This window comes from Desulfobacter sp. (genome assembly GCF_050177295.1).
The window spans coordinates 20,482-35,794 of the sequence record NZ_JBFXHE010000006.1 but is presented as its reverse complement, the minus strand read 5'-3'; the positions used below and the strand labels follow the sequence as shown (position 1 = coordinate 35,794).

Here is a 15,313-nt window from a genome sequence, read left to right as displayed (position 1 = left end):
CAGTTGAATCTTGATCCCCAGCAGGTAAAACAGGCACAGGCTCAAAAAACAGCTGCGGACGGGGCTGTAAAGGCGCGCCTGCCTGAAACATACCAGTGGCTCTTAGTACCGGTACAAAAGGACCCTGGCTGAAAAATCCGGCTGTATTGATATCTGCCATCCAATCCGGCCTGTCACTGACCACCTGGTTCAAAGATTCATTTGCCTATGCCGAGAGTTTTGATGAGACTGAAAAAAGATATCGGGGGTTGCGGACAAATCAGACAGTACCAATGGCAAGTGAAAATCCCCAGGGCCTGCTGGTCAAACCGGAAATTGCACAAAAGCAGATAGAGGCTGAGACCATCCCCTCAGGTTCTCCCATACCTTTGGATGGAGATGGTGGCCCTGGCAGGGGTGAATTTCCAAGGCCATTGCCAGGGGATCTGCCCCCTGAACCGGAAGGTGATTCAGATAAGCCGAAACGATTTTTTGGAACTGTAACCCTGGATGCCACCCGCGTTGGCCGTGATGCAGGGAAAATCGCAGAAGAGGTGATTGCCCATCTTTCAGGTCTGATGGGGGCAAAGGTTACTGTGACCCTTGAAATATCCGCTGAAATACCAGACGGCGTATCAGATCAGGTAGTCCGTATTGTCACTGAAAACAGCCGTGCATTAAAATTTAGCAGCCAGGGATTTGAGAAAGAATAAGTTCTTTCAATTGATTTCACCCCCAATTTAGAACTGCTGGTTCAGGGACTAAATCAGTTGAGTTTTTCAACAATCGCCGCCACAGCCCTTTCAGCTGTAGCCCCGAACAAGGTCTCAATGTCCACAAGGTTGAGGTATTTATCATCCCATGCCACATTTTTACTTTCAAGAATCCAGTCCTTAAGCCGGGTGTATTTGCCGCCCAGGGCTTTGATTTTCTTCAGCAGGGTAACTTCTTGTGTGGATTTAAAGGCAATGTTTAAAGACAGAAGAAATTCAATGATGTTGGGCGACGCCGGCGAAGATGAGAGTACCGGAATCACAAGAATGCTTCGGCCGTCTTTCCGGCCCTTGCCGATATATACGTTGCCCTCTCTGACAATGATGTTCTTTGTGCCCTTGAGCCGGTGATCTGTTTCCACCCTTGAGGACTCATTGGCCAGAATGCCTGTTTTGGATACCACATCAATGCGGGTATTGGATGTAACCTTTCCTAAAAGGTTTAAGCCGGTGATGCGGTAGAGGAGTGCCCCTTTAATCTCGGATATGATTTCCTGAAGATTTTTAAGGACCAGAACATTGGTGTTGGTCAGCAGGGAAATCTGGATGTTATGTTCGGCCAGGGCATCAAATATAATACCTTCAAAGGTTTCACTGATCCGGCTGGTGCCCACGGTAACTGTTTTGGCCTGGTGCTTGATGGCATCCACGGGCCGGGCCATGATATTGATGGCCTGGTTCATGGTGGCAAAAAAGGTGGACAGCATATTGGACGGGGTGCCTTTGACACCAAAGTCCATTTCAAAATCCGACACCGGCAGCCTGCCGGACAGATATTTAAGGAGCAAGGTGATGTTGGAAACCGTGTTCAGGCCGATGGCACTGGGAAATTCCCCCTGGCGCCTTTTCCGGGAAAATTGATTGTAGAACGCTGCCACGGTTTCCGTGAATTTGTTGTCCAGCAGCACCTCGTAATCATCATGGCCCAAGCTCTTGAACGCTTCAATGGTATCTTCTATTTTCAGCCGTTCCTCATAGAGAAATTTTGATTTGTCATTGATGGCCAGCGCTGCATAGTAACCCCATATATGCCCCACAAGGGTATTGAGAATGGGGGCAAAATGTTCCTGGACTTCAGGAATCTTGAATACGGCCTTGGCATATAAATCAAACCGGTCTTCGCCCTGGGTGGTGATCACAATGGGACAGGCTTTGTGGGCATGGAAAATGGCTGTGTCCTTGATGATGTCCCCAAGCACGCTTTCCCTGGTACCGGCGGCACAGATAATAATCAATGGTTCGCTTGACAGGTCAATATGTTTTTTGTCCTCAACAAAATCCGAGGAGATGGTTTTGTAGCACAGTTCCGACAATTTGATTCTGATCTCGTCGGCAGATGCTTTGTTGGCACCTGAACCCACTGTGGCCCAGTAATTTTTGGAAATGGCCAGATTGTCAGCGCACTCCCTGATCTCATCGCGCATGTCAAGCACCGTTTTCATTTTTGCCGGCAGTTCCATCAGCGCACGGATCTGCTCGCTGATATAGTTTTCACTTCTGGCATTGAGCAGGGCAGCCAGGTGCAGCCCGAGCACAGCCCCGGCAGTGATCTGGGAATAAAAGGCCTTGGTGGAGGCCACGGACATTTCAATGTCCCTGCCGGAACTGGTGTATAATACCCCGTCTACCTTGAAGGTCAGATCCGAATCCCTGCGGTTGACAATGGCAAGGGTCCTGGCTCCGTGGGCCCGGACCATGTCCACGGTCCGGTTGGTGTCCGTGGTGGTGCCGGACTGGCTGATGGCCACAACCAGTGTGTCTTCCATGGCTGTGGTACTTTCCCCCTGACAGCCGGTGTTGAACCCGGAAAGCTCAGACGCTTTCTGGGCACGAATATCCATGAATTTACCCCCCAGGTAGTGGGTGAGAAGATCCGCACATCCTTGGGCCGCAACACCGGCTGTCCCCTGGCCGATGAAATATACTTTTCTAATTTTTCCGGACCGTAAATCGTCTTCCAGTTCCGGCGGAATAATGGTCCTGTTCAGATTGACATTGAGAAGTCCTGAATCCGGATTCTGTTTGAATTTGTTTTCCAGTGTCTTTTCAACGGAGAGCGGCGATTCAGAGATCTCCTTGAGGAAATAGTGGTTATACCCCTGGCGGTCGATGTCCCTGGAGGTGATCTGGCTGGTAAGCACAGCCTGCGGGGTCAGGGTGATGGGCCGGTTGTCATAGTAAAAGGAGCGCATTCCTTCAATACCGCCGGCACTCTCCTGGCTCAGGATCAAGATCTGGCCCTTTTCTTCGCCGTTTAGTTTAATGTAGTGGCAGGTCTCCTCCACCACCCCGTATAATTCCGATGCCGCAATATAATGGTCCGGGGCAAGCCCCACAAAAATAGCCTGGCCACTTCCTTTCTGGGCTAGAAATAATTTGCCCGGGGCAAGGTCTGTGTGCATGGAAATGGCATGGGACCCCTCAAATTCATTGACCGCCAGACGGAATGCCTCTTCAATGGGCGCGCCCATTTTCAGGTGGTGTTCAATCTGCAACGGGATCAGCTTGGTGTCCGTGGTGATCTGGGGATGTATTTTGTCGTACCGGGCCTCGTATTCGGTTTTCAGTTCCAGGTAGTTGTCAATATCCCCGTTAAGGCAGACATGGATGATGCCGCTTTGGGATACCCGGGGATCTGTGGGGGTATTGTCCAAAGGATGGCAGTTGGCCTCGGTAATATCCCCCACCGATGCCCACCTGGTATGGGCCGAGACCGATGCGGTCAAAGGGGAAAACCCGGCAAGTGCCTGGAGCAGATGATCATTTTTAATCTGATTTCTGATAAAGGCGATGTTGTCGCCAAGGGCACCTATCTCTGCGGCAAATTTGTATACAAAACAGATGGTAATCCGGTTCGGGGAACCTGGTCTGCTGACTTCATTGATCGAGATGGTGTTGTTTGACAGAATCCGGCGGTTGCTTCTGTTTTTCAACTCTTTGTCGATCCCTTTTTTTTCCAGAACGCTTTTGTACGTTGAGAATTGCTTTTCATCCAGGGTGCACAGCACTGAAATGCCTGCCGAGTCCCGTCCTCTGACCTCCAGGCGGTCAAGGCTGTTAAGTACGGCATTGATCCGTTTGAAAAGCGCTATGCCCGCAGGGCTGTTTTGCTTCTCTATACCCGGGGCCAGATGTTCAATGGCCTCAATATTGTCAATAACTTCTTTTTTCAGGCACCAGAAAATATCCTTGAGCTGGTCAATATAATCTGCGGCAATCTCCACCTCGGGTGAGGATAGGCTGGCTGTGGCAGATTTGAAATTCCGGACCTCATCCGTAAGAATTTTTTCAATATCCTGGGCAATCCCGGATAGTTTGCGGGTTTTTTCCCGGTTATAAAACAGGGATGAAAAAATCGTTTCCTGCTTAAGGTTTTGGGCATGGTCAAACAGGGTGGATAAAAATTCTGCGCCCCCCAGGTAATCCTGTGAAAGCATTGGGGGCGTGTCTTCGGAAAACGGGCCAAGACGATTTTGTGAAAGGGTTTCAATGCCCTTGGACAGGGATTCCAGATTGTTCTCACAGGCAGGCCCTTTAAAGGCCACCAGGGCACAGATTCCGCAGCCCAGGGTGCAGCCGGTGTCGGGAAAGAAGAGTAAGGTGTTCTCCTTTACCGATGATAACGGTTTGCCCATGTCCACATTTATCTTTGCGATATGTTTAAGATAATCAGAAAGTTGTGTTGAAAGCTTGCCTTGCCGTTTCATATATATTCTCCATATGTTCTTCATGCTCTTCATGGTTTTAACTGGGAAGCATCTTAACTTTATGACATTGATCATATGTGCCGAACATGTAGGGCGCAAAATGTGCGCCGCAGGCGCTTCACTCTTTTGCCTCTTGTTTCTTGTCTGCGGTTTCTTGAGTGGGCGCGCTGAAATAGGTTTTCAGCATGTTTTTTGCATGGATGCATGCCCGGGTTCCGATATATTTGCCGTGCCCCACCACCACGGCGACAATCAATGTCTCTTGTGTTGCTTTCTGCTGTCCGAATCCTGTGAACCAGTCATATTTGATTGTATGCTCCCGGTTGGACAGGGATCCTGTTTTCCCGCCGATCTCCAGATCGGATAATACCTTATCCCGTGAATAGTCCTTGAACGATTTTCTGGCTGTACCGCCCGATATGGTTTTTTTCATGAGTCTCATCATGGTGGCGGCTGTTTTAGGGCTGAACGGTGTTTTGTATATTTCTTTGGTGCTTTTGTAGATCTCGTCCTGGTTTGAATTGGATATCCGGTCCACAAGACGGGGGACAAGGCTTTGTCCATTGTTCACCACAGCGGAAACCATAGTCACGGCAAATGCAGGTGAAATCCGGGTGTCTCGATTAAATCCGCATCCAAGTTCTGCTAAATGGTAATCACTGCCGGTGGCGGAAAAATGGGGGGCTGGAAAATCGAAATCCGTATCCGGACTCTGATTAAAACCGAATTCTTGGGCAAAATCGTTAAGCACGGCCTTGCCCAGGGCAAGTTGTCCGATTTGGCCAAATACAGGGTTGATGGATTCGGCAAAGGCTGTCTCCAGGGTAACCTGACTGGTATATTTTGTTTTCTGGCTCATTAACTGCTGTTTGTACAGGGTGTATTTCCTGCCGTTGAAATAAAGGGGGGTGGTGGCTGTGTAATTTAGTTTTTCCACGGCAGCAGATGCGGTGACAATTTTGAAAACACTGGCAGAAGGATAGATAGCCGATGTGCAGAGGGTGATGGCTGGATTGTTCGGATCAAATCCGGCCATGGCTTTTATGAATCCGGTGCTGGCATCCATGGCTATCATGCCGATGAGTTCCGGTTTGCCCCGGTCCAGGGCTTTAAGACGGTTCAGCGTACTGATCAGTTCTGCCTGAAGGCGTGTGTCCAGTCGGGTGTGGATGGTGTATGTCCAGGAAGGGCCATTAGCAAAGAAACGGTCTGTTGTTGAATTGAGAATATCAATGTTTTGGACCAGTGCTTTGACGTCAGATTTTTCAAGGTGCTTGGGCGGGGCGGGCTCACTTAAGACCTTGTCCGGTTTTGGGGAAAACAGCCGCTCACTGACTTTGGATACGGTATGCACCCCAAGCCAGAGAAGGGCTGCGGCTGCAGCACCAAATAAGAGAAAACCTGCAATTTGGCGTATACGCCTGGCCATGGCCTGTTTCTTTGTCTGCTGGATATAGCCTGCCTGAAGTTCGCGCCAGGAACGTTCTGTTTTAATAGGATGCAAAACAGTATCTCAAAATATTAATTATGTGTTTGCTTACCGATGCAGGGACTATTTAATCTGGCAGCCGGACTTAGGACTGCCGTTGAATCCGGAAAGAATAAGATCCTTTTTCACACTTGCCGCAAGCACCATGCCCTCGGACAACTCTCCCATCAATTTTACGGGTTTCAGGTTGGCAACGACAATGACCGCTTTGCCCACCACGTCTTCGGGGGCATAGGATTTGCCGATGCCTGCCACAATCTGCCGGGTCTGGGTCCCTAAGTCCACTTGAAGTCTGAGCAGTTTGTCCGATTTTTCAATCCGTTGGGCAGACAGAATTTTGCCGGCTCTCAGATCTATTTTTGAGAAATCCTCAATGGAGATCTCTTCTTTTAATGCCGGGTTAAGCGGTTTGGGTGCAGGGGGTTCAGCCTCTTTTTTTTCAACGTCCACCCGGGGAAAAAGAATCTGGGGCTTTGCCAGGGCCACGCCGCATGGTATCTGGCCCCAGGCCCGGATGGCATCCAGGGTGAAAAAACCTTTTTCAGGCAGCTCAAGGCCAAGGGCTGCAATGATTTTACCGCTGGTTTCCGGCATGACCGGCCAGATCAGCCCTGCCACAAAGCGAATCCCTTCCAGCAGTTCATACAGGACCGTACCCAGGTCGCCTGCACGTGCCGGGTCTTTGGCCAGGGTCCAGGGTTCATTGGCAACAATGTATTTATTCATGGCTGACACCAGTTCCCATACGCTTGCAAGGGCTTTGTGAAACTGGCACTCTGCCATGGCTGTGGTGTACCCTTCCAGGGCTGCTGCGGCCAGGGGTTCAAGGCTTAAGCTTTTGCCTGAATCCCCAGGCTGGCCCTGGATGATGCCCTTGAAATATTTGTGGGTCATGGACAGCACCCGGGAGAACAGATTGCCCAGGTCATTGGCAAGGTCTGAGTTGATTCTGGCCACAATAACATCTTCGGTGAAATTGGCGTCCAGACCAAATACCATCTCCCGCATCAGAAAATATCTGAACGCATCCACGCCAAACCTTTCTGTTACCTCCACAGGGTCGGTGACATTGCCGATGCTTTTTGACATTTTAGCGCCCTGGACATTCCAGAATCCATGGACGTTCAGCCCGTTGTATGTCTCAATGCCGGCTGCCTTAAGCATGATGGGCCAGTAAATTCCGTGGGGCTTGATAATGTCTTTGGCCACAAAATGCCGGGTGGATGGCCAGAATTTTTTAAACCTGTCCCCGTCAGGGTATCCAAGGGCCGTGATATAGTTGACCAGGGCATCAAACCATACATAGGTGACATAATTTTCATCAAAGGGCAGGGTGATACCCCAGGTCAGCCGGGTTTTGGGCCGGGAGATGCACAGATCTTCCAAAGGTTCCTTGAGAAATGAGAGAAGTTCCTTTCTGTACTGTTCGGGCCGGATAAAGTCCGGGTGGGTTTCGATGTGCGCAATGAGCCAGTCCTGGTACTTGCTCATTTTAAAGAAATAGTTTGATTCCTTGATGGTTTCCGGCACAGTACCATGGTCCGGGCACTTGCCGTCCACAAGCTCGCGCTCCTGGTAGAATCTTTCACACCCGAAACAGTAAATGCCCTCATAACTTGAAAAATAGATGTCCCCTTTGTCGTAAATCGTGGACAGGACTGATTTTACCACCTCGATGTGCCTAAGGTCGGTTGTACGGATAAAGTGATCGTTTTCGATATTGAGCAGGGGCAGAACATCCTGGAACAGTTTGCTGATTTTATCTGCATACGCCTTGGGTGTGGTGTTTTCCTTTTCTGCGGCCTGAACGATTTTATCCCCGTGTTCATCCGTTCCTGTCAAAAAGAAGGTGTCTGCACCTTCCATCTTTTTAAACCGGGTGGCTACATCTGCTGCAATGGAGGTATAGGCATGGCCGAGATGGGGTTTGGCATTCACATAGTAAATGGGCGTGGTATAGTATTGACAAGTCATTGAGATGGGTTTCCTGTGTTTTCTTTTTTCAGTTGTGACAGATATATTTCCTTTTCCGTGCGGTCATCAAGCCTTATGGTGACACTTTGTCTGAGAACATTCTGGCGCACCACCTTGCCTTTGATATCTTCAACCGCAATGGTTTTGCCCAGTTTCGGCATTTTTTTCTTAAAATAGCGGTAGGTCTCATCTTCAAAGGTCAGACAGCACATCAGCCGGCCGCACACCCCTGAAATTTTAGTGGGGTTCAGGCTCAGCCCCTGCTCCTTTGCCATTTTAATGGACACCGGATCAAAGGTATGCATAAAAGATGAACAGCACAGTTCCCTGCCGCATTTGCCCACACCGCCCACGTGCTTGGACAGATTTCGGATGCCGACCTGGCGCATTTCAATGCGGATGGAGAATTCCTTGACCAGAAGTTTGATCAGTTCCCTGAAATCAATCCTGCCGTCCGCTGTATAAAAAAATGTCAGCTTGTTTCTGTCAAAGGTACTCTCCACACTGAAGAGGTTCATTAAAAGGTTCAGGTCTTTAATGCACTGAATGCAGTATTCATGGGCCTGCCGCTCCAGAGCTTCAAGTTCCCTGCGCCAGCTGAAGTCCTCCGGGGTGGCCTTCCTGACAATATCTTTTAAAGCATTTTTGTCTTTGTCTTTTTCCCGGGTCGGGACGGCAACGATGCCGAACCCTAAACCCTGTTCTGTTTCAACAATCACCCGGTCTCCTAAATTCACGACAAGGGAGTTGCTGTTGAAATCGTATATTTTACCTGCGGTTTTAAATTTAACGCCGGCAACATTTGCCATAAAATTGGTCCCTTATTCAAATACAGACAATGAAAGGAAAAAACGGTCAATGGTCAGTCTTGTGCCGCTGTTGGATTCCAGTCTTTTTTCCGTCTCATGAAACAATGTCATCCATGTTAACATCCGGGCGTATGAATGCATCGCACTAATATCTTTAAATGCGCTTAAAAAATCAAGGTTAACTATTTTATCCGGCATGTATTTTAATATGCAAAAGTCTCTGAATACGGTTCGGATCACTGTCATGGCATCATGAATATATTCCGGGCGGGCTGACAGCAGCCGGGATAAATCAAGGCTTTTAAAGACCCTTTGGTGCTGGGGCTCTGTCAGGAATCCGCATACCCCTTTGATCAGCCATGGCCGCAGCATCATCCAGTCAGGCGCGTCCCCTCTGTTTAGTCCTGAAAGACGCAGGGCCTGATCCAGGTCGCTTCCGGCCGTACCACTGATAATGGCGGCGGTTCCGGGATCAAGCCCGTATTGTGCACATAAAATTTTTTTGATTTCGAGGGCTGCAAGGGCCTGGAAGTCAATGCGCCGGCACCTGGATAAAATGGTGGACAACAGGGGTGTGGTATGGGCTGCGGCAAGGATGAAAAATGTGCGGTGCGGCGGTTCTTCAAGCATTTTGAGAAGGGCGTTCTGGGCCTGGGGATTCATCAGGTCTGCATGAAGGATGCACACCATCCTGAACGCTGCTTCATTGGCACGGGATGAGATGATGCGGCCTATGTCCCGGATTTGGGAAATGGTGATCCTCTTTTTGTTTTCAGCCGGACCAAGAAAGATCATGTCCGGGTGCATGCCCGCGGATATTTTTTTGCATGAGGCGCAGATATTGCACGGCCGGTCGGTGTCTGCACGACAGTTGCAGGCCTTTGCAAAAAAAAGCGCAGCCTGTTTTTTGCCGGTTCCCCGGGGCCCGTAAAAAAGAAGGGCATTGGGGATCCGGCCGGTCTGAACAATATGGGTTAATTCAGAGAATGGCAAAGCCGACGGAAGGGCTTCCCGGTCCGTTTCGGAAGGTGCAGGATGCATATCAGATACATCGGACTAATAATCAACCCGCTCTTTGAGCTCTTTGCCGCATTTGAAAAACGGCAGGCGTTTGGGCGGGATGTCTACTTTTTGTCCGGTTTTGGGGTTTCTGCCCACATAGCTTTTATACTCTTTGATATGAAAGCTGCAAAGCCCTCTTATCTCGACCCGTTCGCCCTTGACAAAGGCGTCTGACAGGGAGTCAAAAAATATTTTTATTACGTCGGCTGCTTCTGATTTGGTCAGGTTGGCCCGTTCTTTCAATGTGGAAATCAATTCAAGTTTATTCATGGAACCTCAAAATATATTAAACAGCTAAAAAGTTTTTCCAGTTTTCCAGTCCAGGGGTTTTAATGAATATGCATCAAAAAGTCAAGGGCTTATGACAGAATGTCCGGGATTTTCTCAACCTTGTCAGAATCCACCTCCACGCCGGCATATCTGCCTAACAGGTCAACTTTGATAATGACCCTGCCCCTGCCCTTATAGTCAAAAAAATCTCCTTTCAGTCCTGCCAGGGGGCCTTCAAGGATGATTACCGGATCTCCTTTTTTAAGTTCAATAATGCTGCCTGTAATCAGATCCTGGGCTACGGATGTCAGACGTTTGAGGGACTCAATTTGATGTTCGGGCACGGGTACGGGGCCATCCGAGTTTCCTAAAAGCCTTACCGCACCCAGGGTTTTTAAAATCGGCAACTGATCTGCCGGTGCTCTGGTGGATTTAACAAACACGTACCCGGGAAACAACGGGGTTTCTATCATAAGTTTGCGGTCCTTCCTCTGGCTGGGCTTTCTTGTCCTGGGCAGGAACGCATCAATTCTTTTTTTGCAGATACTGGAATACACGGCCTGCTCGAAATTGCTTCGGGTGAGCAGGGCAAACCAGAGAGAGTTGTTTTTCATTTTGTGCCGAATTCTCCGAGACCCTTCAGAATCACCATGAAGGCAAAGGATTTGTCTGCCGATTCATCTCTAAACTCCAGGTTCAATCCCCAGCACGGCCGGTTGATGGAAATGCCTATCCCTGTTTCAACGGTTTTTTCGTCTTCAAGATCGCTTTCAACGAAATAATAAGTGCCCAGGGTATCTGGAACCAGGATTGTGTTGATTTTAGTTTTCCAGGTATGTGAATACTCTTTCGAATATCGATAAGACATGTAAAGACTGTCCCCTCTTACATCCGATACCGTGCCCCCGACCTGTACTTTAGTGAATTGGCTGTTATTGGGATCAAAGGCTATGGTGCCGTTTGATCTCAGGTATTTCAGCGGATTTAATTCATATTTAAATGTCAGATCCTGCCAGGGGTCGTCTTCGGCATCATCCCCATCCCGTTCATAGCGGATGTCATAGCCCTGGGAGAGCCTGAACCAGAAAAGTTCTTTGTATGCCCTGGATTCTTCCCCGTTTTCATCCGTTATTGTATGCCTGGAGGTGAATGTGTTGGTCAAAGACCAGGTAATGATGTTTTGTTCTGAAATATCATCTAGATCATCAAAGTGGGGGATATCCTCCTGGTTCTCAAAGGGAATATAATTATATTCCAGTCTGGGTACAATTTTGTGTTGGATTTTTTCGGCAAAATCCGTGTCTAATGTGAATACACGGTTAAGGGTTGTTGACAGGTCCATGCCCATTTCATAGAGCCCCCGGCTCCTGGCGCTGGAATCATCCCCGTCGCTGTCCGTGAAATCATCTGCATCCCATAAGGTCCCCCTGACACCGGCATAGGGTTCCAGAAAAAATGCCTTGCCCAATTTTATGGGATAATAAAATACCGGATGAATGTCTGCCCTTCGGCCGGTAACCTCTGTGTCGGTGGTGTCCTGGCGGTAAAAGGACTTCAATTCGGAATCCATTTTGTAATGCAATCCCAATCCCCCTGCAATTTTCTGGCGGGCTGCAAAAAATTCAACCGAGGGCAGGGTCTGCAGGGTGGTGTCATCAATGTCTGTCTGTCGGGCTTCGACATTATCATACCAAAGGGCCTGCACGTTCATGCTGTAAGCGTCCCAGTTTTTTGTGACAAGCAGGCTGTTTTTTCTGATCTCTTCGTCCTCTTCATCCAGGTCCCTGCCAAATATCTCTTCAAAAGCACCATCTGTACTGTCAAACCCTGCGAAGCCGGTTCCAAAAGTTCGCAGATAATCCATATCAGACACATAATCAATGTCCAGTTTGGCGGTAAAACCATACCCCAGATCCTGATCAGACTTCATTCGAAACCAGTACCTGTCATGGTTGGTGCGGTCAGGTGTGGTGGAAATATTGTAATCTTGGTTTCCAGCCGCGTCGTCTCCAATGGTGTCATCATCAAGATAGCTCATCATCATCATCCCTTTGGATTCCGGGGACAGTACATACCTGTATTCGCCGGAGAGCATCACGCCTCTGTCCGACATATAGTGGGGATACAAGGTGGCGTCGGTATTGTCTGAAAGCGATAGAAAAAGCGGTTGCTGGTATTCAAACCCCATGTCGCTGGAATACCCTGCCATGGGCATCAAAAGTCCGGTCTGGCGTGTTGTTTTGGCAGGAAATATAAAATAGGGCGTATAAAGGGCGGGCATTTTTTTTGCCCAGAAGGTGGCATGGCTGGCATGGCCGTACCCGTCAACGGTTACTTCAATCTCTTTTCCCGTGATTTTCCAGTCCGGGGTTTCCCCCTGGCAGGTGGTGATGGATCCTTTTTCGGCATCATAGGTAAACGCGCCGGTTTTTCGAAGCTTGTCCCCTGAAATATAATAGTTGCCGTCCTGGATGAATATGGTGCCCTGGCTGATCGTGCCTGTTTCCGAGCTTAGGTTGACACTCATGGATTTGCAGGTAATGGTGTCCTTTCCTGAAATAAACAGAACATTGCCTTTGGCAAAGGCGTCTTTGGTTATATCTGAAAATTCGACATAATCCGCTTCCAGGCGGGTTTCGCCTCCGGTGATCACCACCTCAGTTTCCGCAATATAAAGTTTGCGCTTATCTTCATAGCTCACTTGCTTGGCCTGGATGTGCCAGGACACCTTCCTGGTGGGCAGGGACGCGGAGAAACAAAAGGCCTGGCCGGAAAGAAATACAGTGGCGGCCTGGACAATACCCAGGACAATACATATCTGCCACAGCACTCTTTTACATGAAACCATACGAAAAAATGGGCCTGTTTAATAAATTGCGCATCAAATAAAATTACTGTATAAAGCCATTTTGTACTTGAAAAGTCAAGGCCGATGCGCAAATCGGCCAGGCAAAGAGAGGATACGCATGTATGCCAGCATTATTGATTCAATCGGCAATACCCCCCTTGTAAAGATCCAGACACTTAATCCTGTGCCGGGCGTAACCATCCTGGCCAAACTTGAATACATGAACCCGGGCGGATCCATTAAGGACAGGGCTGCTTTGTATATGATCAGCCAGGCCGAGGCTGACGGTGAGCTGACGCCTGAAAAGACCGTCATCGAAGCCACTTCGGGAAATACGGGAATCGGCCTGGCCATGATCTGTGCGGTCAAGGGCTACAAACTGGCCCTGGCCATGTCCGAAAACGCCAGTGAAGAACGAAAGAAAATACTCAAAGCCCGGGGGGCCCGGATTATTCTTACCCCCCGGCATCTGGGATCGGACGGGGCCATTGAAGAGGCCTACCGCCTGGCCAGGGAATACCCGGACAAATATTTCCTTACGGACCAATATAATAATGATGCCAACTGGAAAGCCCACTACCAGACCACAGGGCCCGAAATCATGGCCCAGACCAACGGCCAGGTAGATGCCGTGGTGGCGGCTGTGGGCACCTCGGGTACGCTCATGGGACTGTCCCGGTATTTCAGGGACCAGGGCCATCATGTCCGGGTGATCTGTGCCGAACCCTATTTAGGACACGGTATCCAGGGCCTTAAAAATATGAAAGAGTCTTATACCCCGGGAATTTTTGACAAAACCCTGCTGGATGAAAACGTCCACATTGATGATGAAACAGCTTTTGAGACTGCCCGGCAACTGGCGGCAAAAGAGGGGCTTTTTGTGGGCATGAGTTCAGGTGCGGCCATGGCCGTGGCCCTTGACTATGCCAAGGGCCTTCAAAACGGGGTTATTGTGGTGATTTTTCCGGACTCAGGCGAGCGCTATCTGTCCACCGAGCTTTTCAGCATAAAGAAAACGGTTCATCTTAAAGTCTACAATTCCCTGGGTGGAAAAAAAGAAGCCTTAAACCCCCAGGGGGATAAGGAAGTCGGTGTTTACACCTGCGGCCCCACGGTACACCGGCGTCTGGATATTACCCATTTTAGACGTCATGCGTTTACGGATCTGCTCATCCGCTACCTTGAATACCAGGATGTAAAAGTCAGGCACATCGTTAATATTACGGATTATGACGATAAAACCATTGAAGGGGCAAGGCAGGCAAAAACCACTCCCCAGGATTTTACCCAGCCTTTTATTGATGCCTTTCTGGCTGATTTGTCACGGCTTGGCATGAGGCCGGCCCAGGCCTACCCAAAAGTGTCCGAACATTTTACCGAAATGACGGACCTGACAAGAAAACTGCTTGTCAACGGCCATGCCTATGAAAAGCTTCATTCCGTATACTTTGACCTGGCAAGTTTTGGGGATTACGGTCGCCTTTCCCGGGTGGATGTCAACAAGATCCGGGTGGGGGCCACGGTTGACCTGGATGAATATGAAAAGAACAATCCCAAGGACTTTACCCTGCTCAAGCGGGTAAAGCTGTCGGAACTTAAACAGGGTGTCGGGGTTAAAACAGAATGGGGCAATGTCCGTCCCTCACTTCATCTGCAGTGCGCTGCCATTGCGTCAACCTTCCTTGGCGCAGATTTTGACATCCATACGGGCTCAAGGGGGCTTATGTTCCCCCACCATGAAAACGAGATTGCCATTGCCGGGGCTGCCGGCGGTTCTTTTGCCAGGGTGTGGATGCATTGCCATCCGGTGCAGTATGACGGGTCCCTGGATACGGATGATACCCGCTCACTGACCCTGGACCGGCTGGTTGACATGGGCTGGGACGAGAAAACCATTCGCTTCTGGCTGCTGTCCGCCCATTACAGGAAATCCCTGCTGTTATCCAGAAAGAGTCTGGACGATGCCAAGACCGTTCTTTCCCGGATCAACCGGTGCATTGAATCCATTGATCATGTGTCGGGACAGTCCAATGAAGAGGAGATCCAGCAGATTACCTATGATCTGCGCCAGGGCATGATGACTGCCATGGCGAGCGACCTCAAGGTCCCTGTCCTGATATCCGGTCTTTTGTCCAGTGTGAAGCGCATCAACCGGCTTGTCGTTGATGGTCAGGTGGGGCCGGGGGGAGCCGCGCGCCTGCTTAATTGTTTTAAAGATGTGGATGCGGTGCTCAATATTTTTGATTTCAGCAGAAAGGGTCCGTATTCGTCAGCGGTGACGGCGCTCATGACTGAACGGGATGAAGCCCGGCAGCAAAAAGATTTTAAGACAGCAGACAGGATCCGGAAACAACTGGATGAAATGGGGGTCCTGTTACATGATCAAAAGGTGTAAGATGAGA

General features: G+C 49.4%; 10 protein-coding genes. 2 read left to right on the top strand and 8 right to left on the bottom strand.

Annotated elements, in window-relative coordinates; translation table 11 throughout:
* The first annotated feature begins 95 nt into the window (after positions 1-95).
* The gene (locus AB7U36_RS01450) at positions 96-692 is read left to right on the top strand and encodes a hypothetical protein (RefSeq protein WP_428158026.1); all 597 of its coding nucleotides are present in this window, start codon (positions 96-98) and stop codon (positions 690-692) included.
* A 53-nt stretch (positions 693-745) separates the two neighbouring features.
* Here the strand turns inward: AB7U36_RS01450 and AB7U36_RS01445 are convergent, their stop codons facing one another.
* The 8 genes from AB7U36_RS01445 to AB7U36_RS01410 form a co-directional block, all read right to left on the bottom strand.
* The gene (locus tag AB7U36_RS01445) at positions 746-4,459 is read right to left on the bottom strand and encodes an SIS domain-containing protein (protein ID WP_428158025.1); all 3,714 of its coding nucleotides are present in this window, start codon (positions 4,457-4,459) and stop codon (positions 746-748) included.
* 118 nt (positions 4,460-4,577) lie between these two features.
* Positions 4,578-5,963 (bottom strand): penicillin-binding transpeptidase domain-containing protein, encoded by a 1,386-nt coding sequence (locus AB7U36_RS01440; RefSeq protein WP_428158024.1) that lies wholly within the window; start codon positions 5,961-5,963, stop codon positions 4,578-4,580.
* A gap of 48 nt (positions 5,964-6,011) precedes the next feature.
* Positions 6,012-7,922, bottom strand: a complete 1,911-nt coding sequence (metG, locus tag AB7U36_RS01435; RefSeq protein ID WP_428158023.1) for a methionine--tRNA ligase — start codon at positions 7,920-7,922, stop codon at positions 6,012-6,014.
* Positions 7,919-8,731, bottom strand: coding sequence for a PSP1 domain-containing protein (locus tag AB7U36_RS01430; protein ID WP_428158022.1), 813 nt, complete (start codon positions 8,729-8,731; stop codon positions 7,919-7,921). The genes metG and AB7U36_RS01430 overlap by 4 nt, the downstream gene beginning before the upstream one ends.
* A 12-nt stretch (positions 8,732-8,743) precedes the next feature.
* Complete coding sequence (gene holB, locus AB7U36_RS01425) at positions 8,744-9,772, bottom strand: DNA polymerase III subunit delta' (protein ID WP_428158021.1); 1,029 nt, start codon at positions 9,770-9,772, stop codon at positions 8,744-8,746.
* A 15-nt stretch (positions 9,773-9,787) separates the two neighbouring features.
* Complete coding sequence (locus tag AB7U36_RS01420) at positions 9,788-10,063, bottom strand: HU family DNA-binding protein (RefSeq protein ID WP_428158020.1); 276 nt, start codon at positions 10,061-10,063, stop codon at positions 9,788-9,790.
* A gap of 89 nt (positions 10,064-10,152) precedes the next feature.
* On the bottom strand, positions 10,153-10,677 hold the full coding sequence (locus AB7U36_RS01415) for a UpxY family transcription antiterminator (protein WP_428158019.1): 525 nt from the start codon (positions 10,675-10,677) through the stop codon (positions 10,153-10,155).
* Positions 10,674-12,911 carry an LPS-assembly protein LptD gene (locus AB7U36_RS01410; RefSeq protein WP_428158018.1) on the bottom strand — a complete coding sequence of 746 codons (2,238 nt, stop codon included), beginning with the start codon at positions 12,909-12,911 and terminating at the stop codon, positions 10,674-10,676. The genes AB7U36_RS01415 and AB7U36_RS01410 overlap by 4 nt, the downstream gene beginning before the upstream one ends.
* A gap of 118 nt (positions 12,912-13,029) precedes the next feature.
* Here AB7U36_RS01410 and AB7U36_RS01405 point away from each other — a divergent pair, with 118 nt between their 5' ends.
* The gene (locus AB7U36_RS01405; protein WP_428158017.1) at positions 13,030-15,306 is read left to right on the top strand and encodes a cysteine synthase; all 2,277 of its coding nucleotides are present in this window, start codon (positions 13,030-13,032) and stop codon (positions 15,304-15,306) included.
* The last annotated feature ends 7 nt before the right edge of the window (positions 15,307-15,313 follow it).